Origin of the sequence: Kitasatospora sp. MAA4 (genome assembly GCF_029893355.1) — a bacterium.
In the GTDB taxonomy this organism is placed as follows: Bacteria; Actinomycetota; Actinomycetes; order Streptomycetales; family Streptomycetaceae; genus Kitasatospora.
On the sequence record NZ_JARZAI010000028.1, the window covers coordinates 21,560 to 44,378 of the forward strand.

15 protein-coding genes are annotated in these 22,819 nt (G+C 70.6%); 12 read left to right on the forward strand and 3 right to left on the reverse strand.

What is annotated here, in order from left to right:
- The first annotated feature begins 602 nt into the window (after nt 1-602).
- The 5 genes from rpoB to P3T37_RS29645 all read left to right on the forward strand — a co-directional run bounded on the left by rpoB (nt 603) and on the right by P3T37_RS29645 (nt 10,934).
- Nucleotides 603-4,076, forward strand: a complete 3,474-nt coding sequence (rpoB, locus tag P3T37_RS29625) for a DNA-directed RNA polymerase subunit beta (protein WP_280726994.1) — start codon at nt 603-605, stop codon at nt 4,074-4,076.
- 101 nt (nt 4,077-4,177) lie between these two features.
- A complete protein-coding gene (locus P3T37_RS29630; RefSeq protein WP_280726995.1) occupies nt 4,178-8,068 on the forward strand; it encodes a DNA-directed RNA polymerase subunit beta' in 3,891 nt (1,296 codons plus the stop codon).
- A 178-nt stretch (nt 8,069-8,246) separates the two neighbouring features.
- Nucleotides 8,247-8,930: a hypothetical protein gene (locus P3T37_RS29635; protein WP_280726996.1), complete on the forward strand. Its 684-nt coding sequence runs from the start codon at nt 8,247-8,249 to the stop codon at nt 8,928-8,930.
- Nucleotides 8,931-9,021: 91 nt separating this feature from the next.
- Entirely contained in the window at nt 9,022-10,230 is a 1,209-nt protein-coding gene (locus P3T37_RS29640) for a histidine kinase (RefSeq protein WP_280726997.1), read from the forward strand.
- 14 nt (nt 10,231-10,244) lie between these two features.
- The gene (locus P3T37_RS29645; RefSeq protein WP_280726998.1) at nt 10,245-10,934 is read left to right on the forward strand and encodes a response regulator transcription factor; all 690 of its coding nucleotides are present in this window, start codon (nt 10,245-10,247) and stop codon (nt 10,932-10,934) included.
- 2 nt (nt 10,935-10,936) lie between these two features.
- Here P3T37_RS29645 and P3T37_RS29650 read toward each other — a convergent pair whose 3' ends face one another.
- Nucleotides 10,937-13,330: a helicase-associated domain-containing protein gene (locus P3T37_RS29650; RefSeq protein ID WP_280726999.1), complete on the reverse strand. Its 2,394-nt coding sequence runs from the start codon at nt 13,328-13,330 to the stop codon at nt 10,937-10,939.
- Nucleotides 13,331-13,413: 83 nt separating this feature from the next.
- Between P3T37_RS29650 and P3T37_RS29655 the strand changes: the two genes are divergently transcribed.
- From P3T37_RS29655 to P3T37_RS29665, 3 genes are read left to right on the forward strand one after another with little or no spacing between them, the layout of a single operon-like run.
- Nucleotides 13,414-14,139 (forward strand): Sir2 family NAD-dependent protein deacetylase, encoded by a 726-nt coding sequence (locus P3T37_RS29655; protein ID WP_280727000.1) that lies wholly within the window; start codon nt 13,414-13,416, stop codon nt 14,137-14,139.
- On the forward strand, nt 14,136-15,344 hold the full coding sequence (locus tag P3T37_RS29660) for a cytochrome P450 (protein WP_280727001.1): 1,209 nt from the start codon (nt 14,136-14,138) through the stop codon (nt 15,342-15,344). The genes P3T37_RS29655 and P3T37_RS29660 overlap by 4 nt, the downstream gene beginning before the upstream one ends.
- Nucleotides 15,341-16,348 (forward strand): ADP-ribosylglycohydrolase family protein, encoded by a 1,008-nt coding sequence (locus tag P3T37_RS29665; protein WP_280727002.1) that lies wholly within the window; start codon nt 15,341-15,343, stop codon nt 16,346-16,348. The genes P3T37_RS29660 and P3T37_RS29665 overlap by 4 nt, the downstream gene beginning before the upstream one ends.
- A 25-nt stretch (nt 16,349-16,373) precedes the next feature.
- On the opposite strand, the gene P3T37_RS29670 is transcribed toward P3T37_RS29665, so the two are convergent.
- Nucleotides 16,374-17,471 carry an ADP-ribosylglycohydrolase family protein gene (locus P3T37_RS29670; RefSeq protein WP_280727003.1) on the reverse strand — a complete coding sequence of 366 codons (1,098 nt, stop codon included), beginning with the start codon at nt 17,469-17,471 and terminating at the stop codon, nt 16,374-16,376.
- Nucleotides 17,472-17,483: 12 nt separating this feature from the next.
- Entirely contained in the window at nt 17,484-18,785 is a 1,302-nt protein-coding gene (locus tag P3T37_RS29675; protein ID WP_280727004.1) for a DUF2786 domain-containing protein, read from the reverse strand.
- Between the two features lie 158 nt (nt 18,786-18,943).
- On the opposite strand from P3T37_RS29675, the gene P3T37_RS29680 reads away from it, so the two are divergent.
- The 4 genes from P3T37_RS29680 to fusA all read left to right on the forward strand — a co-directional run bounded on the left by P3T37_RS29680 (nt 18,944) and on the right by fusA (nt 22,819).
- Nucleotides 18,944-19,504 carry a DUF1707 and DUF4190 domain-containing protein gene (locus P3T37_RS29680; RefSeq protein WP_280727005.1) on the forward strand — a complete coding sequence of 187 codons (561 nt, stop codon included), beginning with the start codon at nt 18,944-18,946 and terminating at the stop codon, nt 19,502-19,504.
- A 324-nt stretch (nt 19,505-19,828) separates the two neighbouring features.
- Nucleotides 19,829-20,200, forward strand: a complete 372-nt coding sequence (gene rpsL / locus P3T37_RS29685; RefSeq protein ID WP_014144289.1) for a 30S ribosomal protein S12 — start codon at nt 19,829-19,831, stop codon at nt 20,198-20,200.
- A 3-nt stretch (nt 20,201-20,203) separates the two neighbouring features.
- Nucleotides 20,204-20,674 (forward strand): 30S ribosomal protein S7, encoded by a 471-nt coding sequence (gene rpsG / locus P3T37_RS29690; protein WP_035800817.1) that lies wholly within the window; start codon nt 20,204-20,206, stop codon nt 20,672-20,674.
- A gap of 39 nt (nt 20,675-20,713) precedes the next feature.
- A complete protein-coding gene (gene fusA, locus P3T37_RS29695) occupies nt 20,714-22,819 on the forward strand; it encodes an elongation factor G (protein WP_280727006.1) in 2,106 nt (701 codons plus the stop codon).

Consider the following 22,819-nt stretch of genomic DNA (forward strand, 5'->3'; position numbering starts at 1 on the left):
GTAACGCTGGGGCCGCCGGGAGCGATGAACTGCGCGAGGCTCTCGCCGCAGGCGGGGCCTTGACGAACCGCACGCGGCGCGCGATTCTCAAGGCGCGCGCCGACACCGCGGAGGCAGTCGGCCGTTAGTTTGAGTGTCCCTGGATGCATAACCCGGGGTCATGGCGGGAAATGACTCAACGTGAGTCGCGGTGCCGGCCTCGATGCGAGGTGGGGCACCGCTGTGGTGCGAGGTGCCACCCTTCGGGGTGTGCAGCAGTGGCGACAAGGCAGGGACCACCCTGCGGTTCGGCCCCCGGCAGGGGGTGCGGGGCCGTTCGGGTGGCTACCGGAGGGAGTGTCCGATTCGGTCTCCGAATCAGGACTGGACAGCAGTGTGCCTATTGGCTACACTGTCCCTTTGCGCTGCCTGTTAGCTGCTCCGTGACTCGTCGCCCGGAGTTCGCGCTGCCCTGATGGGGCCTGGCATCGCCTCCGCAAAGCGGCTCTGACCTGGGATTCACCTCCCGGCTGAGACCCACGGCGCCGGAGGCGAGACCTAGCCCGACAAGAGCCGGCCGGTACGCGCGCAGTGAGCTCCGAGCCCTCGGAAGGACCCCCCTCTTGGCCGCGCCGCGCAACGCCTCGAACAACGCTAATTCCACCGCCCCGCTCCGCGTCTCCTTCGCGAAGATCAAGGAGCCCCTCGAGGTCCCGAACCTCCTGGCCCTGCAGACCGAGAGCTTTGACTGGCTGCTCGGCAATGCGGCCTGGAAGTCCCGGGTCGAGGCGGCCCTGGAGAGTGGTCAGGACGTCCCCACGAAGTCCGGTCTGGAGGAGATCTTCGAAGAGATCTCCCCGATCGAGGACTTCAGCGGGTCGATGTCGCTGACCTTCCGCGACCACCGTTTCGAGCCGCCGAAGAACTCCATTGACGAGTGCAAGGACCGCGACTTCACGTTCGCCGCCCCGCTCTTCGTCACCGCCGAGTTCACCAACAACGAGACCGGTGAGATCAAGTCTCAGACGGTCTTCATGGGCGACTTCCCGCTCATGACCCACAAGGGCACGTTCGTGATCAACGGCACCGAGCGTGTCGTCGTCTCGCAGCTGGTCCGTTCCCCGGGTGTGTACTTCGACTCCACCTTGGACAAGGTGTCCGACAAGGACATCTTCTCCTGCAAGGTCATCCCCTCGCGTGGTGCCTGGCTGGAGATGGAGATCGACAAGCGCGACATGGTCGGTGTCCGCATCGACCGCAAGCGCAAGCAGTCGGTCACCGTTCTGCTCAAGGCCCTCGGCTGGACCAACGAGATGATTCTCGAGGAGTTCGGCGAGTACGAGTCGATGCGCGCCACCCTGGAGAAGGACCACACCCAGGGCCAGGACGACGCGCTGCTGGACATCTACCGCAAGCTGCGCCCTGGCGAGCCGCCGACCCGCGAGGCCGCGCAGACGCTGTTGGAGAACCTCTACTTCAACCCGAAGCGCTACGACCTCGCCAAGGTCGGCCGTTACAAGGTCAACCGCAAGCTGGGCAACGCCGAGTCGCTGGACTCCGGCGTGCTCACCGAGCCCGACATCATCGGTGCGATCAAGTACCTGGTGAAGCTGCACGCGGGCGAGACCGAGTGGCGCGACAACGAGGGTCGCGACATCGTCGTCGAGGTCGATGACATCGACCACTTCGGCAACCGTCGCCTCCGCAACGTCGGCGAGCTGATCCAGAACCAGGTCCGTACGGGTCTCGCCCGTATGGAGCGCGTCGTGCGCGAGCGCATGACCACCCAGGACGTCGAGGCGATCACGCCGCAGACCCTGATCAACATCCGGCCGGTCGTCGCCTCCATCAAGGAGTTCTTCGGCACCAGCCAGCTGTCCCAGTTCATGGACCAGACGAACCCGCTGTCGGGCCTGACCCACAAGCGTCGTCTCTCCGCGCTGGGCCCCGGTGGTCTGTCCCGTGAGCGCGCCGGCTTCGAGGTCCGTGACGTTCACCCGTCGCACTACGGCCGCATGTGCCCCATCGAGACCCCTGAAGGCCCGAACATCGGTCTGATCGGCTCGCTGGCCTCGTACGGTCGGGTCAACGCCTTCGGCTTCATCGAGACCCCGTACCGCAAGGTCGTCGAGGGCATCGTCACCGAGCAGGTGGACTACCTGACCGCTGACGAGGAGGACCGCTTCGTCATCGCGCAGGCCAACGCCCCGCTGACGGACGACCTGCACTTCGCCGAGCCGCGTGTCCTGGTCCGTCGCCGTGGCGGGGAGATCGACTACATCCCCGGCTCCGAGATCGACTACATGGACGTCTCGCCGCGCCAGATGGTGTCGGTCGCGACCGCCATGATCCCGTTCCTCGAGCACGACGACGCCAACCGCGCGCTCATGGGCTCCAACATGATGCGTCAGGCGGTGCCGCTGCTGAAGAGCGAGGCTCCGCTGGTCGGCACCGGCATGGAGTACCGCTGTGCGGTCGACGCCGCCGACGTGATCGTGGCCGAGAAGGCCGGTGTCGTCCAGGAGGTCTCGGCCGACTACGTCACCGTGGCCAACGACGACGGCACGTACACCACGTACCGCGCCGCCAAGTTCACCCGCTCGAACCAGGGCACCGCCTTCAACCAGAAGGTGCTCGTGGACGAGGGCGCACGCGTCGAGGTCAGCCAGGTGCTGGCCGACGGCCCGTGCACCGACGAGGGCGAGATGGCGCTGGGCAAGAACCTCCTCGTGGCGTTCATGTCCTGGGAGGGCCACAACTACGAGGACGCGATCATCCTGTCGCAGCGCCTCGTGCAGGACGACGTCCTCTCCTCGATCCACATCGAGGAGCACGAGGTCGACGCCCGTGACACCAAGCTGGGCCCGGAGGAGATCACTCGGGACATCCCGAACGTCTCCGAGGAGGTCCTCGCGGACCTCGACGAGCGCGGCATCATCCGGATCGGCGCGGACGTCGTCACCGGCGACATCCTGGTCGGCAAGGTCACGCCCAAGGGTGAGACCGAGCTGACCCCGGAGGAGCGCCTGCTGCGCGCGATCTTCGGTGAGAAGGCCCGTGAGGTCCGCGACACCTCGCTGAAGGTGCCGCACGGCGAGCAGGGCAAGATCATCGGCGTCCGCGTCTTCGACCGCGAAGAGGGCGACGAGCTTCCCCCGGGCGTCAACCAGCTGGTCCGGGTCTACGTGGCCCAGAAGCGCAAGATCACCAACGGTGACAAGCTGGCCGGCCGTCACGGCAACAAGGGCGTCATCTCCAAGATCCTCCCGGTCGAGGACATGCCGTTCCTCGAGGACGGCACCCCGGTCGACATCATCCTGAACCCGCTGGGTGTCCCGTCCCGAATGAACCCGGGACAGGTACTGGAGATCCACCTCGGGTGGCTCGCCAAACAGGGTTGGGACGTCTCCGGCCTCGCCGACGAGTGGGCCCAGCGCCTGCAGGGCATCGGCGCCGACAAGGTCGAGGGCGGCACCAACCTCGCCACCCCGGTCTTCGACGGCGCCCGTGAGGACGAGATCACCGGCCTGCTGGACCACACCACGCCCACCCGTGACGGTGAGCGCCTGGTGAACTCCACCGGTAAGGCGAACCTGTTCGACGGCCGCTCCGGTGAGCCGTTCCCGATGCCGGTCTCGGTCGGGTACATGTACATCCTCAAGCTGCACCACCTGGTCGACGACAAGCTGCACGCCCGTTCGACCGGTCCGTACTCGATGATCACGCAGCAGCCGCTGGGTGGTAAGGCGCAGTTCGGTGGTCAGCGCTTCGGTGAGATGGAGGTGTGGGCCCTTGAGGCGTACGGCGCGGCCTACGCGCTGCAGGAGCTCCTCACCATCAAGTCCGACGACGTCCTGGGCCGCGTGAAGGTCTACGAGGCGATCGTCAAGGGCGAGAACATCCCCGAGCCGGGCATTCCCGAGTCCTTCAAGGTGCTCATCAAGGAAATGCAGTCGCTCTGCCTCAACGTGGAGGTGCTGTCCTCGGACGGCTCCAACATCGAGCTGCGGGACTCCGACGAGGATGTCTTCCGCGCAGCCGAGGAGCTCGGTATTGACCTGTCCCGGCGCGAGCCGAGCAGCGTCGAAGAGGTCTGACGGAGGCCGGGCCGGCCACCTACCAGGTGGCCGGCCCGCCCCCAGGCCCCCCTCAGACCAGATGAACGACTTTCGACTTACGAAAGAGGGCTTGACGACCAGTGCTTGACGTCAACTTCTTCGACGAGCTCCGCATCGGCCTCGCGACCGCCGACGACATCCGCCAGTGGTCCCACGGCGAGGTCAAGAAGCCGGAGACCATCAACTACCGCACCCTGAAGCCCGAAAAGGACGGACTCTTCTGCGAGAAGATCTTCGGTCCGACCCGGGACTGGGAGTGCTACTGCGGCAAGTACAAGCGCGTCCGCTTCAAGGGCATCATCTGTGAGCGCTGCGGCGTCGAGGTCACTCGCGCCAAGGTGCGTCGTGAGCGGATGGGCCACATCGAGCTGGCCGCGCCGGTCACCCACATCTGGTACTTCAAGGGTGTCCCCAGCCGCCTCGGCTACCTGCTCGACCTGGCGCCGAAGGACCTCGAGAAGGTCATCTACTTCGCCGCCTACATGATCACCTGGGTGGACGACGAGCGTCGCCAGCGCGACCTCCCGTCCCTGGAGGCGCATGTCTCGGTCGAGCGCCAGCAGATCGAGAACCGTCGCGACTCCGACCTGGAGAACCGCGCCAAGAAGGCCGAGACCGACCTCGCCGAGCTCGAGGCCGAGGGTGCCAAGGCCGACGTGCGCCGCAAGGTGCGCGAGGGTGCCGAGCGTGAGATGAAGCAGCTGCGGGACCGCTCGCAGCGCGAGATCGACCGTCTCGACGAGGTCTGGGCGCGCTTCAAGAACCTCAAGGTTCAGGACCTCGAGGGCGACGAGCTGCTCTACCGCGAGCTGCGCGACCGCTTCGGCACGTACTTCTCCGGCTCGATGGGCGCCGCGGCGCTCAAGGACCGCCTGGAGACGTTCGACCTGGCCGAGGAGTCCGAGCGGCTGCGCGAGATCATCCGCAGCGGCAAGGGCCAGAAGAAGACCCGTGCGCTCAAGCGCCTCAAGGTCGTCTCGGCGTTCCTGCAGACCACCAACAAGCCCAACGGCATGGTGCTGGACTGCGTCCCGGTCATCCCGCCGGACCTGCGTCCGATGGTGCAGCTGGACGGTGGCCGCTTCGCGACCTCCGACCTGAACGACCTGTACCGCCGCGTGATCAACCGCAACAACCGCCTGAAGCGCCTCCTCGACCTCGGTGCCCCCGAGATCATCGTGAACAACGAGAAGCGCATGCTTCAGGAGGCCGTCGACGCGCTCTTCGACAACGGCCGTCGTGGTCGCCCGGTCACGGGCCCCGGCAACCGTCCGCTGAAGTCGCTGTCCGACATGCTCAAGGGCAAGCAGGGTCGTTTCCGTCAGAACCTGCTCGGCAAGCGCGTCGACTACTCGGCCCGTTCGGTCATCGTCGTCGGCCCGCAGCTCAAGCTGCACCAGTGCGGTCTGCCGAAGGCCATGGCGCTGGAGCTCTTCAAGCCGTTCGTGATGAAGCGCCTGGTGGACCTGAACCACGCGCAGAACATCAAGTCGGCCAAGCGCATGGTCGAGCGCGCCCGCCCGGTCGTCTGGGACGTCCTCGAAGAGGTCATCGCCGAGCACCCGGTGCTGCTCAACCGTGCACCCACCCTGCACCGACTCGGCATCCAGGCCTTCGAGCCCCAGCTGGTCGAGGGCAAGGCCATCCAGATCCACCCGCTCGTCTGCACCGCGTTCAACGCGGACTTCGACGGTGACCAGATGGCCGTCCACCTGCCGCTCTCCGCGGAGGCGCAGGCCGAGGCCCGCATCCTGATGCTGTCCTCGAACAACATCCTGAAGCCGGCCGACGGTCGTCCCGTCACCATGCCGACCCAGGACATGGTGCTCGGTCTGTTCTTCCTCACCTCGGACCGCGAGAAGGTGAAGGGCGCCGGTCGTTCCTTCTCCTCGACCGCCGAGGCGATCATGGCCTTCGACGCCCGCGAGCTGGACGTCCAGGCCCCGGTCGACATCCGCCTGCCGATCGGCACCGTCCCGCCGCGCGGCTGGACCCCGCCGGTGGACGAGGACGGTCAGTCGACCTGGTTCGAGGGCGAGCCCTTCCGCCTGAGCACCACCCTGGGCCGCGCGCTCTTCAACGAGCTGCTGCCCGAGGACTACCCGTTCGTCGACTACGAGGTGGGCAAGAAGCAGCTCTCCGCGATCGTCAACGACCTGGCGGAGCGCTACCCCAAGGTCACCGTCGCGGCGACCCTGGACAACCTCAAGGCGGCCGGTTTCCACTGGGCCACCCGCTCGGGCGTGACGGTGTCGATCTCCGACGTCGTCGTGCCGCCGAGCAAGCCGCAGATCCTCGAGGGCTACGAGGCGCAGGCCGAGAAGGTCCAGAAGAACTACGAGCGCGGCCTGATCACCAAGGACGAGCGCAGCAGTGAGCTCGTCGGCATCTGGACCAAGGCGACCAACGAGGTTGCCGAGGCCATGAACGCGAACTTCGAGAAGACCAACCCCATCTTCATGATGGTCGACTCGGGTGCTCGTGGAAACATGATGCAGATGCGTCAGATCGCCGGTATGCGTGGTCTGGTGTCGAACGCCAAGAACGAGACGATTCCGCGTCCCATCAAGGCGTCCTTCCGTGAGGGCCTCACCGTTCTCGAGTACTTCATCTCGACCCACGGTGCCCGTAAGGGTCTGGCCGACACCGCGCTTCGTACCGCGGACTCCGGCTACCTCACCCGTCGTCTGGTCGACGTCTCCCAGGACGTCATCATTCGCGAGGAGGACTGCGGGACCGAGCGCGGCCTCAAGCTGGCGATCGGCGTGGTCGAGAACGGCGTCCTGCGCAAGACGGACGACGTCGAGACCAGCGTCTACGCCCGCATGCTGGCCGAGGACATCACGGTCGACGGCAAGCTCATCGCCACCGCGAACACCGACCTCGGTGACGTGCTGATCGACGAGCTGATCCGCCACGGCATCAGCGAGGTCAAGACCCGCTCGATCCTCACCTGCGAGTCCGCGGTCGGCACCTGTGCCTTCTGCTACGGCCGCTCGCTGGCCACCGGCAAGCTGGTCGACATCGGTGAGGCGGTCGGCATCATCGCCGCCCAGTCCATCGGTGAGCCCGGTACCCAGCTGACGATGCGTACCTTCCACACCGGTGGTGTGGCCGGTGACGACATCACGCAGGGTCTGCCCCGTGTCGTCGAGCTCTTCGAGGCCCGTACCCCCAAGGGTCTGGCCCCGATCTCGGAGGCCGACGGCCGGGTCCGCATCGAGGACACCGAGAAGACCCGCAAGCTCGTCGTCACCCCCGACGACGGCACCGAGGAGATCGCCTACCCGATCTCCAAGCGCATCAAGCTGCTGGTCAGCGAGGGCGAGGCGGTCTCGGTCGGCCAGAAGCTGACCCAGGGCACCATGAACCCGCACGACGTCCTGCGGATCATGGGCCAGCGCGCGGTCCAGATCCACCTGGTCGCCGAGGTCCAGAAGGTCTACAACTCGCAGGGTGTGTCGATCCACGACAAGCACATCGAGATCATCATCCGGCAGATGCTCCGCCGCGTGACGATCATCGAGTCGGGCGACGCCGAGCTGCTCCCGGGCGAGCTCGTCGAGCGCGGCCGCTTCGAGACCGAGAACCGTCGCGTGGTGTCGGAGAGCGGCCACCCGGCCTCTGGCCGTCCCCAGCTGATGGGTATCACCAAGGCCTCGCTGGCCACCGAGTCCTGGCTGTCGGCGGCCTCCTTCCAGGAGACCACCCGGGTGCTCACCGACGCGGCGATCCACGCCAAGTCGGACCCGCTGCTGGGCCTCAAGGAGAACGTCATCCTCGGTAAGCTCATCCCGGCCGGTACGGGTCTGCCCCGCTACCGCAACATCCGGGTCGAGCCCACCGAAGAGGCCAAGGCCGCGATGTACTCGGCCGTCGGCTACGACGACTACGACCTGTCGCCCTTCGGCGCCGGCTCCGGCCAGGCGGTCCCGCTGGACGACTACGACTACGGCCCCTACACGGGCTGACGGTCACCGCACCAAGCCGCAGGGCGGCCACCCCACCGGGGTGGCCGCCCTGCGGCGTTTCTCCCCCGTGCGGGGGAGGGCGGCAAACCGCTCGGGCGGGTGATCCGGTGGCGCGGGTGCGGCGGGCAGGCTGTGGTGGTCGGTTCGGAGCGTCCGGATCGCTGCCGAGAGGAACCCGATGCACCCGCGCCTGCTCCGCCTGCTCACCACCACCGGTATCACCGCCTTCGTCGCCGTCGGGATGTCGGGCTGCTTCCTCGGCGACGACCAGAAGCAGGACGTCAGCTACGGGGTGAGCGGCCAGGTCCGCACCCTGGTGATCGAGGGGCACACCGGCGACGTCAAGGTCACCGGCGGCGGCACGGCGGTCGAGGTGACGGAGCACCAGAACTACCGCGACAAGCCACCGGCCACCACCCACGCCGTCGTCGACGGCACGCTCACCCTGACGTACGACTGCTCCGGCTGCGGTGTCGGCTACGACGTCCAGGTGCCGGCCGGCACGGTGGTCAAGGTGCAGGCGGAGACCGGCAACGTGCTGCTGGCCGGCCTCACCGCCGACGTCCAGGCGGCCACCCGGACCGGCGACGTGGGCGCCTCCGGGCTCGGCTCGACCGGCGGCGCCGAGTTGAGCGCCCAGACCGGCAGCGTCACCGCGGCCTTCACCGTCGACCCGCAGCGGGTGGCGGCCAGCACGCAGACCGGCAACGTCCGGGTCTCCGTACCGCTGGGCCCCGGCTACGCGGTCCGCGCCACGACGGACACCGGCAACGTCAAGGTGTCGATCCCGCGGCAGGACGGCGCCGCCCGCACGATCACCGCCACGGCGGGCACCGGCAACGTGACGGTCAACGGTGCGTGACCTGGTGGCCGCCCGCGGCCTGCGCCCGCCCGTACGGCAAGATCATCCCGGCGGGGGCGGGGTGCTCCCGTACGGCGGGGGAGGGGCGGACGTGGAACGGATATCGCGCTGGGAGGCGCGCGGCAAGGAGCTGCTCGACCGGTTGCAGTGGCGCTCGGGCCGGCTGAACCCGTACGTCGCGGACAGCCTGTGGGCGCTGGCGTCCGCGCTGGTCTCGGCCTGGTCGGTGCTGCACGACAACCCGCACTCTGCGTGGTGGGTGTACCTGCTGGCGGTCTCCACCGCGCTGCCGCTGCCCTGGCGCCGCCGGGCGCCGTTCACGGTCTTCCTGGCGACCGGTGTGCCCGCGATCGCGCTGAGCATCGTGGCGCACTCCGCGCAGGCGCAGATCCCGATCTTCGTGGTGCTGATGAGCTACACCATCGGTGACCGCTGCCGCGACTGGCAGCGCTGGCTGCTGGTGGCGATCGTGGTGCCGGCCAACATCCTGGGCACCCACTCGCCGGACGGCGCGCTGTTCAGCCTGATCACCTCGCTGGGCCCGTTCGTCTTCGGTTCGGTGGTGCGCGGCTGGCGGAGGAAGGCCAGGGCCCAGGAGGAGCGCGCGCACCAGGCGGGCGAACGGGCGGCCACCGAGGCGGCCCGCGCGGTGGCCGAGGAGCGCGGCCGGATCGCCCGCGAGATGCACGACATCCTGGCGCACGCCGTCTCGCTGATGGTGATCCAGGCCGAGGCGGGCCCGGTGGTGGTGCACAGCGATCCGGAGCGGGCGATCAAGGCCTTCGACACCATCGCCGACTCCGGCCGCGACGCGATGGTGCAGCTGCGCCGGGTGCTCGGGGTGCTCAAGGAGGAGGGCGCCGGCCCCGAGCTGGCACCGCAGCCGACGCTGGCCGAGCTGCCGGCGGTGGCCGAGCGGGTCCGTCAGGCGGGCCTCCAGGTGGACCTCCAACTCGTCGGGCTGGAGCGTACGATGCCCTCGGACATCGAGGCGGCCGCCTATCGGATCGTCCAGGAGGCCCTCACCAACACCGTCAAGCACGCGGGCGCGGACCACGCCGCCGTGCGGCTCGCGCGGGTCGGCGCGGTGCTGGAGATCGCGGTCTGCGACAACGGGCGCGGCGTGCCGCGGACGGGTGCCGGCGGGGCCGCGGTGAGCGGCTGGTCCGGCGGGCGCGGGCTGGTCGGCATCCGGGAGCGGGCCGCGGCCTGCGGGGGCCGGGCCGAGGCCGGAGCCGGACCGGACGGCGTGGGATTCCTGGTGACCGCCCAACTACCGCTGGGCGCCGAGAGACTGTGAACGGGAGGAACGGCATGGCCGCGATACGGGTGGTGGTCGCCGATGACCAGGAGCTGGTGCGGGCCGGGTTCGGCATGATCCTGGACGCCCAGCCGGACATCGAGGTGGTCGCCGAGGCCTGCAACGGCGCCGAGGCGGTCGAGGCGGTCGCCGCGCACCGCCCCGACGTCCTGCTGCTGGACGTCCGGATGCCGGTGATGGACGGCCTGGAGGCGGCCCGCCGGGTCTGCGCCGAGTACGCCGAGACCAAGGTGATCATGCTGACCACCTTCGACATCGACGACTACGTCTACGACGCGCTGTACGCGGGGGCCAGCGGCTTCCTGCTCAAGGACGTCCGCCGGGACGATCTGGCGCACGGCGTCCGGCTGGTGGCCTCCGGCGAGGCGCTGCTGGCGCCCTCCGTCACCCGACGCCTGATCAGCGAGTTCGCGGCCCGCAGGCCGGCCGCCGCGGCCGGCCCCGGCGCCGGGGTGCGCGCGCCGTCCAAGCTGCTGGAGCAGTTGACGGCCCGTGAGCAGGAGACCCTGCGGCTGCTGGCCCGCGGCTGCTCCAACGCGGAGATCGCCGCCGAGCTGGTGGTCAGCGAGCACACCGTCAAGACGCACGTCAGCAACGTCCTGAGCAAGCTCCACCTGCGCGACCGGGTGCACGCGGTGGTCTTCGCGTACGAGGCGGGCGCGGTGGTGGCCGGCGAGTCCTGAGATCAGGCCTTGGACAGCAGCTTCGCCGCCAGCGCCTCCGGGGTGCCCGGGCCGCTGCCGTAGTAGCTGCGGGCGGCGGTGAGCGAGGGCATCGCGTTCTCGGCCCGCTCGTCCGAGGCGCGTTCCACCACGGTGGTGCCGGTCTCGGCCTCCAGCACCGGGGCGTAGCCGCCCAGCCGGAGCGCGGCCAGCGTGTCGGTCGGCGAGGCGGTGCTGATCAGGACGGTCGGCGCGATCCGGCGCAGCCCGAGCTTGGCCAGCACGCGGGCCTGGGACAGCTCGGTGACCAGCGCCTCGTCGTCCGACCTGATGCAGCAGGCCGAGCGCACCACCCGGATCCGGCCGTGCGTCCGCGCCGCGTCGTTGACCAGGTACGTCAGTGGCTGCGGCAGCGGCCGGCCGCCCTCGGACACCTCGGTCAGCCGGGCCAGCAGCTCCTGCGGGTCCTCGCCGCGGTCCAGTGCGCGGCGCACCGAGGCCGCGCCGATCCGCCAGACCACCGCGTGCCCCTCGGACTCCCGGGTGCCCACCGAGCCGAGCAGTTCGGTCAGTTCGGGGGCGGCCGGGCCGGAGACGACCGCCGTCAGGTCGGCCTGGAAGCGGGCGGTGGTGCGCGGCGGCGGCACCAGCTCCTCCAGCGCCGTGCGCAGTGCCGCGACGGCGGCGGCCAGCGCGGGTCGGCCGGTCAGCGAGGTCCCGGCCCCGGGCACGGCGGGGAAGTAGCGGCCGGCGCCGGCCCGCAGCAGTCCGAGCGCCGCGTGGCCGACGGGGGTGAGCGCGCCGTGCGCGACCACGCCGAGCAGCTCCGCCTCGGCCAGCGTGGCGGCGGCCCGCTCCAGCGTGAAGGGGTCCGGGCCGAGGGCCGGGCGGTGCCAGGAGGCGGCCAGCACGAGTTGGGTCAGCGCCTGCTCGTCCAGCGCGGCGGCCGGTCCGAGGCCGGTGCCGGCGGGCAGCGCGGCGAGGGCTTCGAGCAGCGTGCGGCGCAGCTCGACGGCGCTGCGGTCCTGCGGGGCGACCAGGGCGACCGGGGTCTCGTTCTCGTCCGGCCAGTAGCTGAACACCTCGGGTGTGACGGCCCAGGTGGCGATCAGCGGGACCAGCCGGTGGGCCGGCGAGTCGGCCAGCCAACGGTCGTAGCGTGCGGTCGGCAGGATCCGGGCGGGCGGCAGCGGCGCGGGCTTGCGGCTGCGGGTGGGCGGGGGGACGTCGCGGTGCGGCGCGATCAGGCCGGCGTTCGCGCCGAGGTCCAGCCAGAGCCTGGTCTGCGCCTCGGACGCATCGACGAGCTTGGCCAGCCGGCGGGTGTCCCGCACCGCGATGCCGCCCGCCTTGCGCACGGCGAGCGGCTGCGCGGCGGTGGCGCGCAGCAGCAGCTCGACCCGGGTGGCGGTGGCGGTCGCGACGGTCTGCGCCTCGCCCGCCTGGCGGGCGGGCAGCGGTCCGGCGGCCCGGACGGGCGGCGGCGCGGGGTCGTAGGCCGGCGCCGCGCTCTCCGCGCGCAGCGCGGCGGCCACCTCCTGGGGGAGCTCGGCCAGGTCGGGGCCGACCGGGACCAGCAGGCCGCGGGCGGCCAGCCAGTCGGTGCCCGGATCGCCCGAGCCTCCCTCGCGGAAGCGGAACTTGCTGGTGGCGCTGTAGTACGTGCCGTGCTCGGAGACGAAGCAGTGGGTGCGCAGCAGCGGCGGCCCCGGCACCAGCCGCTCCAGCAGCTCGACGGCCGCCGCCGGGGCCTGCGCCGCCAGCCGTCGGACCGCCTCGCGGTCCGTCAGGTGCTCGACGATCAGCCGCTGGGCGGCGTCCCGGGTGCCGTTCGCTCCCAGGTGCAGTTCGGTGGCCACCCGGTGGATCTCGGCGGCCTTGTACGCCGAGCTCAGCAGGGTGTCCACCGGCCGCCCGTAGCCCTGGAGTTCGCGAGCCTGTCGGTGCAGCAGCGGCGGGACGGTGAGCGCGGCGCCGTGCGGGGGCAGCAGCAGGGCGCGGTCGGCGAGCTGGTCGAGCACCGCATCCAGCTCGTCGGCGGAGCCGGCCAGCGCGGCCCGCAGCCGAGCGCGCGGTACGGACCGCTCGGAGCACTCCAGCGCCGGTTCCGCCGACCGGGCGGCCGGCGCCCAACCCGCGAAACCCGCCGGCGTGGAGCGCTCGACGGATGCCGGCGCGGGCCCGTGCACCTGCTCGGCGAGGACCGCGACGGCTGACAGGACCTGGAGCTGCACCTGGTTGAGGCCGCGCAGAGCCAGCGTCACCGAGGCGTCGCCGAGCAGGTGCTGGGCCAGTCTCGCGGGGGAGTCGAGGCCGGCCCCACCGGCGTACGGGAGTTCGCGTTGCTCCAGCAGTTCGACGAGCTGCTCGGGGGTGCGTCGGGTCAGCCAGGTGGTGAGGTCGGTGGCGCTGTTCACCCGGCCAGGTTAGTCAGATCCGCAGGCCGGCGGAGCGCCGATACTCGGATGCGGTACCCTCCGGCAGCCCCTACTGTCGGCGCATGACCCACCGCACGCTCGTCGCCGTCCTCACCGGTGCCGGTATCTCCACCGACTCCGGCATCCCCGACTACCGTGGCCCGCAAGGCCTTTGGCAGCGCGACCCGCAGGCCCAGCAGTTGGTGACGATCGGCCCCTACCGCGCCGATCCGGACGTCCGCCGCCGGGCCTGGCTGATGCGGCGGGACGCCGGCGCGCTCGCGGCCGAGCCGAACGCCGGGCACCGCGCGCTGGTCGACCTGGCGCGCGTGCTGCCGGTGCGGGTGCTCACCCAGAACGTCGACGGGCTGCACCAGCTGGCCGGCCTGCCGGACCGCAAGGTGCTCGAACTGCACGGCACCGCCCGTGAGGTGCAGTGCCTGCGGTGCCGGCGGCGCAGCACGATGGCCGCTGCGCTCGACCGCGTCGCGGCCGGCGAGCCGGACCCGGCCTGCCTGGACTGCGGCGGCGTGCTCAAGCCCGCCACCGTGATGTTCGGCGAGGCGCTCGACCCGGTCGTCCTGGACCAGGCGCGGACCGTCGCCAAGGCCTGCGACCTGTTCCTCGCCGTCGGCTCCACCCTCCAGGTGCATCCGGCGGCCGGGCTGGTCGAGACGGCGGTGGAGGGCGGCGCGCGGCTGGTCATCGTCAACGCCGAGCCGACGCCGTACGACGAGCTGGCCGACGAGATCCTCCGGGACCCCATCTCGACGGCGCTGCCGGCCCTGGTCAATAGGCTGACCGCATGACGGTTTTCGATCCCTGGTCGGCGCAGTTCATCGCGCACCCGTACGACGCCTACGCCGAGCTGCGCGCCACCGCGCCGGTCTGCCGCTACGAGCCGACCGGCCAGTGGCTGATCTCCCGCTACGAGGACGTCAGCGCGCTGCTCCGCGACCGCCGGCTGGGACGGACGTACACCCACCGGTTCAGCCACGAGGAGTTCGGGCAGCAGCCGCCCGACCCGGCCCACGAGCCGTTTCACACCCTGAACGGCAACGGGCTGCTCGACCTGGAGGCCCCGGACCACACCCGGATCCGCCGCCTGGTCTCCAAGGCCTTCACGCCGCGAATGGTCGAGTCGCTGCGCCCGACGGTGGCCCGGTTGGCCGACGAGCTGGTGGGCGGGCTGCTCGCGGCGGGCGGCGGCGACCTGATCGCCGCCGTCGCCGAGCCGCTGCCGGTCGCGGTGATCGCCGAGATGCTGGGGGTGCCGCAGGCCGACCGCGCGCTGCTGCGGCCCTGGTCGGCGGCGATCACCGGGATGTTCGAGCTGAATCCGACGCCCGAGACGGCCCGGCGCGCGGTGGACGCCAGCGTCGAGTTCTCCGACTTCCTGCGCGAGCTGATCCGGGCCCGCCGCAGCGAGCCGGGCCAGGACCTGATCTCCGCCCTCGTCCAGGCCCAGGACGAGGGGGACGCGCTCAGCGAGCAGGAGATGATCTCGACCTGCGTGCTGCTGCTCAACGCCGGGCACGAGGCGACCGTCAACACCACCGGCAACGGCTGGTGGGCGCTGTTCCGCAACCCCGACCAGCTCGAACTGCTGCGCTCCGACCCGCAGCGCCTGCTCCCGACGGCGATCGAGGAGTTGATGCGCTACGACACGCCGCTGCAGATGTTCGAGCGCTGGGTGCTGGAGGACATCGAGGTGGCCGGGGTGCGGATCCCGCGCGGCTCGGAGGTCGCGCTGCTGTTCGGCTCGGCCAACCGCGACCCGGCCCGCTTCGCCGACCCCGACCGGCTGGACGTCACCCGCACCGACAACCCGCACATCACCTTCGGGGCCGGCATCCACTTCTGCCTCGGCGCGCCGCTGGCCCGCCTCGAACTGACCGAGTCCTACGGCGCCCTGCTGCGCCGCGCACCGCGCCTGACGCTGCTGAGCGAGCCGAACTGGCAGCCCGGCTACGTGATCCGCGGGCTGACCGAACTCCTGGTGAGCACCCAATGACCACCCGCACCCCCGCCACCGGCGCGCTGCTCGGCCTGGCGATCGGCGACGCCCTCGGCCACCCGACCGAGTTCGACGAGATCGAGCACATCGCCGCCTACTGCCCCGACTGGCGCGAACTCGCCCTGCCCGTGCCCGCGCTGGTCACCGACGACACCCAGATGACCCTGGCCCTCGCCCGCGGCCTGCGGATCGCGCTGGAGCGCGGCCCGCTCACCCCGCTGCGCCTGGAGCGCCCGGTCCGCGAGGAGTTCGTCGACTGGTGGCGCTCCCCGGAGAACAACCGCGCCCCCGGCCGGACCTGCCTGGTCGGCTGCCAGCTGCTCAGCAAGCCCGAGCGGCCCTGGCAGCAGGCCAGCCAGATCGACTCCAAGGGCTGCGGCGCCAACATGCGGGTGGCCCCGCTGGGCCTGGTCCGCGAGTTGACCGAGCGCCAGCTCTCCGGCGCGGCCCAGCTGCAGTCCGCGCTGACCCACGGCCACCCCACCGCGCTCGCCGCCAGCGACCTGACCGCGTACGCCGTCCGGCTGCTCGCCCGGGGTGCCGAGCCGGCCGAGCTGCCGGCCGCCCTGAGGGCGTACGCGCTGGCGAACCGCACCCGCTACGACGCGTTCTGGCTCGGCGACCTGGTCGCCCGGGCGCACGACCACTCGGCCGAGGAGTTCATGGCCAGGGGCTGGGACGACTGCCTGGGTGTGCTGGACCGGTTGGACGCCGCGCTCGTGGCGCGCGACCGGGAGGCCGATCCGTGCCTTGCCACCGGCGAGGGCTGGATCGCCGAGGAGGCGCTGGCCACCGGCCTGCTCTGCTTCCTGCTGTTCCCGGACGACCCGGTCGCCGCGGTCCGCCGCGCGGCCTACTCCAGCGGCGACTCCGACTCGATCGCCTGCCTGGCCGGCGCCTTCGCGGGCGCGTACGGCGGTGCGGAGGTCTGGCCGGCCGACTGGGTGCGCCGGATCGAACACCGCGACGAGCTGATCGCGCTCGGCGCGCTCTGGGACTAAAGCTCTGGGACTGACGGGCGGGGCGTCACCCCGCGGGGTAGCGCCCTTCCAGCTCGGTGCCGGCGCCGGCGAACAGGTCCACCAGGTCGTCGGCCACCCGCAGCGCCACGTCCCGTCCCTCGACCGCGGCCACCCACTCGCCCGGCAGCCCGGCCAGGCCGTACGCGGCGCCCAGCAGGTTGCCGCAGACCGCGCCCACCGAGTCGCTGTCGCCCGAGTGGTTGACCGACAGCAGCAGCGCCCGCCGGACCCCCACCCGCTCCGCGACCAGCGCCGCGTACACCGCGATCGCCAGGCACTCCTCGGCGATCCAGCCGAGCCCGACCCGCTCGACGACCTGCTCCGACGGCTCCTCGGCGGCCAGCGCCAGCGCCCGGCGCAGCGCGATCGCCGTCTCCTCGCCCTGCGGCCACTGCGCGACCTGCGCCAGGGTCTGCTCGACGGCCGCGCGCAGCGGCTGACCGGACGTCAGCCGGTCCACCAGCGCGGCGAAGGCGCCGGCCGCCAGGTAGCCGGTCGGGTGGCCGTGGGTGATCTGCGCGCACCGGCCGGCCAGTTCGAAGGACCAGAGCGGGCCCAGCCGCAGCAGCCCGAAGGGCGCCGACCGCATCACCGTCCCGCAGCCCTTGGAGTTGCTGTTGATCGGTCCGGGCTGCCCGAACGGCACCGGCGCCCGGTAGCCGGGGTTGTCCTGCAGGCCGCTCCAGCAGGCCCGTCCGGGCGCCCGGCGGGCGTACAGGAACGGCTGGCGCAGCAGCCACCCGTCGTAGGGCGCGGGGCGCGGGCCGGCGTCGGGGGCGTTCTGCTGCTGCGTCAGGAACCAGCGCTGGTATGCCGCGTGCAGCGCCGGACCGACGCCCTCGGGGCCGCCCGCGAGCCGGGCGCGGATCAGGCCCTCGGCGCTGAACAGGGTCATCTGGGTGTCGTCGGTGACGTCCCCGGGCCGGTCGGCCGGCTTGTCCCGGTAGCCGCGGTGCTCGCTCGGCCTGAAGCCGGTGACGCCCGCCGGGCCGTACTGCTCGTGGATCTGCGGCAGCTGCAGGAACTCCACCGGCCAGCCCAGCGCGTCCCCCACCGCCCCGCCGAGCAGCGTGCCCCGCACCCGCTCCCGATAGCCCTCCACCTGGAACCCCCTCTACTTGCGTCCGCGCGTGACCCTACCCCGTCGCTCGTGGAGCGCGGCCCGGTCGGCGGCGGCGCGGCCGGCGGCCCAGCCCTCGCCGTCGCTCACCCGTACACGCTGGGAGGTGAGCTTGGGGAACATCCGTCCGGTGGCGGAGTCGACCGCCTCGCCGCGCGCGGCCAGGGCCGGCAGCAGCCGCTCGTCGGGCACCAGCTGCTCGTCCGTGCCGTCCGCGCGCTCGCGCCGGCCGGCCGCCGCGGCCCGCACGGCCTTCTCGGTGGCGGCGACCAGCCGCTCGCGGATCCGGGCCGCGTAGGAGACCAGGAAGGAGTGCCGGAACGCCTTGGTGCGGGAGGAGCCGTCCTGGTGGGTGCGGCTGCCGGCCCTGTTCATCGCGGTGGTGGCCTGCACCAGCAGCGAGGTGTAGAGCAGCTCGACCGCGTCCAGGTCGGAGTCGAAGCCGACGACCGTGCAGAAGCCGAACTCCTTCGCCCAGACCACCCGGCAGCGGTTCGCCACCGCGACCGCGTCCAGCAGCATCGCCTTGGGGCCCTCGTACGGGTTCTCCACGCCTATCCGCAGCGCGCCGGGCGCGTCGTCGCCGCGGTGGTCGGCCGAGAGCAGCGCCTCGTCGATGCTGTGCTGCGCCATCAGCTGCTGGGCCTTGGCGGTCAGCAGCTCGGCCTCCTCGGGGAACTCGGTGGACTCGGCCTTCGCCAGCAGCGCGCGGATCCGCCCCAGCATCCGCGGCTCACCCGGCGTCGGGCGCATCGCCCGGTGCTCCAGTTTGCGGGCGCCGGGGGCCGGCCCGACCGGTGCGATCACCGGCAGCCGCCCGAGCAGCCGCAGCAGCTCCAGGGCGGCGGTGGCCAGCGCGAACCGGTCCAGCCGGTGGCGCTCGGCGAAGCCCGGCAGGAAGTCCTCGTCGGCGGGCCACCAGACCTCGGCGGCCAGCTCGCGCAGCTGCTCCTGCCAGCGCCGGTCCAGCACGGCGGGGGAGTAGCGCCGGGTGTCGGCGGCGACCAGGTCGACCAGCAGCGCCAGGTGCACCGCCGCCAGGTCGCGGCGGACCAGCCGGGCCAGGTCGGCCGGGCGCCAGCCGTGCTCCCAGAGCCGCGCCAGCGAGCGGTCGGTCAGCGCCAGCAGCGCCCGGCTCACGTGCGGCCACTGCTCGGCCGAGGCGGCGAGCATCGAGGCGCTGCCGTCCAGGGCGCCGTCCACCTGCCGGTCGGTCGCACCGATCACCGCGCCGACCGCCCGCTCGACCAGCTCACCTGTCTCCGACGCGCCGCTTTCCTGCCTGTCCCTGCTCATCCCGCAATAGTGCAGCACCGCGAGACACGCCCCAGCCCGAGGAGTGTGACGGAAACCATTCGGGGCCCTGGAACGTCCTGTCTGGTGACGCCGCATCCGGCCACCGGAGAGGCGAAGATGTCTGTGAGAATCGGCGTTCCGGGTCGGGAGGAGACCACATGAGCGGCATGCAGCCCTGGCAGGGTTCGCCGCCACCGTGGGACAAGGGGACGGGCAGCTGGCAGCCGCTGGCGACCCCGCAGTCCGCCATGCGCGCCGCCCACACGGATCGCGACCGCACCGTCGACGTGCTCAAGGCCGCCTACGCGGAGGGGCGACTGTCGGCCGAGGAGTACTCCCAGCGCTTCGACGCGGCCCATCGCGCGCAGACCTACGGTCAGTTGTCGCAGCTGGTGGGAGACCTGCCGAGCGGTCCGATGGCGGTTCCGTTCAGCGCCACGGCGCAGTCCGTCCCGATGACCTTCCTGCCGCCGAAGCCGAGAGCGACCAACGCTCTGGCGGTCGCCTCGCTGACGCTGGGCGTGCTGAGCCTGCCCACCATGGGCCTGCTCGGCATCCCGGCCCTGGTGACCGGCCACGTCGCGAAGAGCCAGATCCGCCAGCGCGGCGAGGAGGGCGATCTGATGGCCTCGATCGGCCTCGCGATCGGCTGGGTCGTGACCGCGGGCTGGGTGGCTCTGGTGCTCTTCGGCGTGCTGCTGGCGGCGACGCACAGCTGAGCTGCGGTCCATTTGTTTTGACCGCGCCCGATGCGCTAGGTACGCTCTGACCTTGTGCCTGGGGTGTCCCCGGGTCCTTGTGCGTGCAACCACACCGGCTGCCGCGCCACGCCGAAGCGCCTCCCAGCGCCTCGCGCGCGCGAGCGCCGTCGCTGCACATCAGCACTTCAGGGATTCCGCGATTCCTCCACCGAGTGAGCTGGCTGAGATGCCGGCTCCGACGGTCGGGGGGAGCCCAACACACCCGACCTCGTGGGTCGGCGTGAGCTGGGAACACCACAGGTTAGATCTACTAAGCGATGGCACACAGAAATCGGAGAAACGGTGCCTACGATCCAGCAGCTGGTCCGAAAGGGCCGGCAGGACAAGGTCGAGAAGAACAAGACTCCCGCGCTGAAGGGTTCGCCCCAGCGTCGGGGCGTCTGCACGCGTGTGTACACGACCACCCCGAAGAAGCCGAACTCGGCTCTCCGTAAGGTCGCCCGTGTGCGCCTCACCAGCGGGATCGAGGTCACCGCTTACATTCCGGGCGAGGGCCACAACCTGCAGGAGCACTCCATCGTGCTCGTGCGTGGCGGTCGTGTGAAGGACCTGCCGGGTGTGCGTTACAAGATCATCCGCGGCTCCCTCGACACCCAGGGTGTCAAGAACCGCAAGCAGGCCCGCAGCCGCTACGGCGCCAAGAAGGAGAAGTAAAAAATGCCTCGTAAGGGCCCCGCCCCGAAGCGCCCGGTCATCATCGACCCGGTTTACGGATCCCCCCTGGTGACGTCGCTCGTCAACAAGATCCTCCTGCACGGCAAGCGCTCCACCGCCGAGCGGATCGTCTACGGCGCCCTTGAGGGCGTTCGTGAGAAGACCGGCTCGGACCCCGTCGTGACCCTCAAGCGCGCGCTTGAGAACGTCAAGCCGGCCCTCGAGGTCAAGTCCCGCCGTGTCGGTGGCGCGACCTACCAGGTCCCGGTCGAGGTTCGTCCGGGCCGCGCCGCCACGCTGGCGCTGCGCTGGATGGTCGGTTACTCCCGCGCCCGTCGCGAGAAGACCATGACCGAGCGCCTCATGAACGAGATCCTCGACGCCAGCAACGGCCTGGGCGCTTCCGTGAAGCGTCGCGAGGACACGCACAAGATGGCCGAGTCCAACAAGGCCTTCGCGCACTACCGCTGGTAGTCCTAACCCCGTCACTAGACAGAGAGAGAACGAGCCACCATGGCTGCAACCTCCCTTGACCTTGCCAGGGTCCGCAACATCGGGATCATGGCGCACATCGACGCGGGCAAGACCACCACCACCGAGCGGATCCTGTTCTACACCGGTGTCTCGTACAAGATCGGTGAGGTCCACGATGGCGCTGCCACCATGGACTGGATGGAGCAGGAGCAGGAGCGCGGCATCACGATCACGTCGGCCGCGACGACCTGTCACTGGACGGTCGACGATGTCGACAACACCATCAACATCATCGACACCCCGGGTCACGTCGACTTCACCGTCGAGGTGGAGCGCTCGCTGCGCGTCCTCGACGGTGCCGTCACGGTGTTCGACGGTGTTGCGGGTGTCGAGCCCCAGTCCGAGACCGTGTGGCGGCAGGCTGACCGTTACAAGGTTCCGCGCATCTGCTTCGTCAACAAGCTTGACCGCACCGGCGCGAACTTCTTCTTCTGCGTCGACACCATCGTGGACCGCCTGAAGGCGACCCCGCTGGTCATGCAGCTCCCCATTGGTGCTGAGGGCGACTTCGCCGGCGTTGTGGACCTGGTCCGCATGAAGGCGCTGGTCTGGTCCGCCGAGGCCGCCAAGGGCGAGATGTACGACGTCGTCGACATCCCGGCCGACCTGGTCGACCAGGCGAACGAGTACCGCGAGCAGCTGCTCGACACCGTGTCGAACGTCAGCGACGAGGTGATGGAACTCGCCATGGAGGGCGAGGACGTCCCCGAGGAGCTGCTGGTCGCCGCGATCCGCAAGGGCACCCTGGAGTCGGCGTTCACGCCGATCTTCTGTGGCACCGCCTTCAAGAACAAGGGCGTTCAGCCCCTGCTCGACGCGGTCGTCAAGTACCTGCCGTCGCCGCTGGACATCGAGTCCATCGAGGGCACCAAGCCCGGCGACGACACGGTGAAGATCTCCCGCAAGGCCTCGGACGACGAGCCGCTCGCGGCGCTGGCGTTCAAGATCATGTCGGACCCGCACCTCGGCAAGCTCACCTTCGTCCGGATCTACTCCGGGCGTCTCGAGGCCGGCACCGCCGTCCTCAACGCGGTGAAGGGTCGCAAGGAGCGCATCGGCAAGATCTACCGGATGCACGCGAACAAGCGTGAGGAGATCGACTCGGTGGGCGCCGGCGACATCGTCGCCGTCATGGGTCTCAAGCAGACCACCACCGGCGAGACCCTGTCCGACGAGAAGCACCCGGTCATCCTGGAGTCCATGGACTTCCCGGCCCCGGTTATTCGCGTCGCGATCGAGCCGAAGTCGAAGGGCGACCAGGAGCGTCTGGGCACCGCCATCCAGCGTCTGGCCGAGGAGGACCCGTCCTTCCAGGTCAACACGGATGAGGAGACCGGCCAGACCATCATCGCGGGTATGGGCGAGCTGCACCTCGAGGTGCTGGTCGACCGTATGAAGCGTGAGTTCAAGGTCGAGGCCAACGTCGGCAAGCCGCAGGTCGCCTACCGCGAGACGATCCGCAAGGCCGTCGAGCGCATCGACTACACGCACAAGAAGCAGACCGGTGGTTCCGGCCAGTTCGCGAAGATCCAGATCGCGATCGAGCCGCTCGAGTCCGGCGAGGGCTACGAGTTCGTGAACAAGGTCACCGGTGGCCGCGTGCCGAAGGAGTACATCCCTTCGGTCGACGCCGGTTGCCAGGAGGCCATGGAGTTCGGTGTCCTCGCGGGCTACGCGCTCCAGGGCGTTCGCGTGACGCTGCTCGACGGTGCCTCGCACGACGTCGACTCCTCCGAGCTGGCGTTCAAGATCGCCGGTTCGATGGCCTTCAAGGAGGGCGCTCGCAAGGCGTCCCCGGCTCTCCTCGAGCCGATGATGGCCGTCGAGGTCACCACGCCCGAGGACTACATGGGCGATGTGATCGGCGACATCAACTCCCGCCGTGGCCAGATCCAGGCCATGGAGGAGCGCAGCGGTGCTCGCGTCGTCAAGGCGCTCGTCCCGCTCTCCGAGATGTTCGGCTACGTCGGTGACCTGCGCAGCAAGACCTCTGGTCGCGCGAGCTACTCGATGCAGTTCGACTCGTACGCCGAGGTTCCGCGGAACGTGGCGGACGACATCATCGCCAAGGCCAAGGGAGAGTAA